At 59.6% G+C, this 1,226-nt stretch carries 1 protein-coding gene; it reads left to right on the forward strand.

The genetic code is table 11. The features are described from left to right. The coding region (gene argC / locus ACIONG_RS28605; RefSeq protein ID WP_401304226.1) for an N-acetyl-gamma-glutamyl-phosphate reductase at window positions 1–1,014 on the forward strand (1,014 nt) is incomplete at its 5' end. Window positions 1,015–1,226: the final 212 nt, after the last annotated feature.

Genomic DNA, 1,226 nt, shown 5'->3' on the forward strand with positions numbered 1-1,226 from the left:
GGCGGCACGGGTTACACCGGTGTCGAACTGCTGCGTCTGTTGGCACAGCATCCGCAGGCAGAAGTGGTCGTGATCACTTCCCGATCCGAGGCCGGTCTGGCCGTGGCTGACATGTACCCGAACCTGCGCGGCCACTACGACGGCCTGGCATTCAGCGTGCCGGACATCAAAACTCTGGGCGCTTGCGACGTGGTGTTCTTCGCCACGCCGCATGGTGTTGCTCACGCACTGGCGGGTGAACTGCTGGCAGCGGGCACCAAGGTCATTGACCTGTCGGCCGACTTCCGTCTGCAGGATCCAGAAGAGTGGGCCAAGTGGTACGGTCAGCCGCACGGCGCGCCGGAGCTGCTGGACGAGGCGGTTTACGGTCTGCCTGAAGTCAATCGCGAGCAGATCAAAAAAGCGCGCCTGATTGCTGTTCCGGGCTGCTATCCGACTGCTACTCAGCTCGGTTTCCTGCCGTTGCTTGAGGCGGGTCTGGCCGATGCCTCGCGTCTGATCGCCGACTGCAAATCCGGTGTCAGCGGTGCCGGTCGCGGTGCGGCTGTAGGTTCGCTGTACTCCGAGACGTCGGAAAGCATGAAGGCTTACGCGGTAAAGGGTCACCGTCACCTGCCGGAAATTCGTCAGGGCCTGCGTCGTGCAGCAGGCAAGGACGTTGGTCTGACCTTCGTTCCGCACCTGACGCCAATGATTCGTGGTATCCACTCGACGCTTTACGCGACGGTGGTCGATCGTTCGGTGGATTTGCAGGCATTGTTCGAAAAGCGCTATGCCAATGAACCGTTCGTCGATGTGATGCCGGCTGGCAGCCATCCGGAAACCCGCAGCGTGCGCGGTGCCAACGTCTGCCGTATCGCGGTGCATCGTCCGCAGGATGGTGATCTGGTGGTGGTGTTGTCGGTGATCGACAACCTGGTCAAAGGCGCGTCGGGTCAGGCTGTGCAGAACATGAACATTCTGTTTGGCCTGGATGAGCGCTTCGGCCTGTCCCATGCCGGTATGCTGCCGTAACACTTTATCCGGTACAGCGAAAAGGCCCGTTAAGCGGGCCTTTTTGCATTCTGAACCGGTGATCGGCTTTATTGATATACCGTAACAATAGTTGACCGATTTTCTAGGACAAGCGGATAATGCGCGTCATCACGCATTATGGCGGCGTAACGCCGGGAGATAGTCAGCATGAGCGTCGAATCCGTCACCCCCACGGCTTTGCAATTCACCCA

Source organism: Pseudomonas sp. NPDC087817, from assembly GCF_044742875.1.
Taxonomy (GTDB): Bacteria; Pseudomonadota; Gammaproteobacteria; order Pseudomonadales; family Pseudomonadaceae; genus Aquipseudomonas.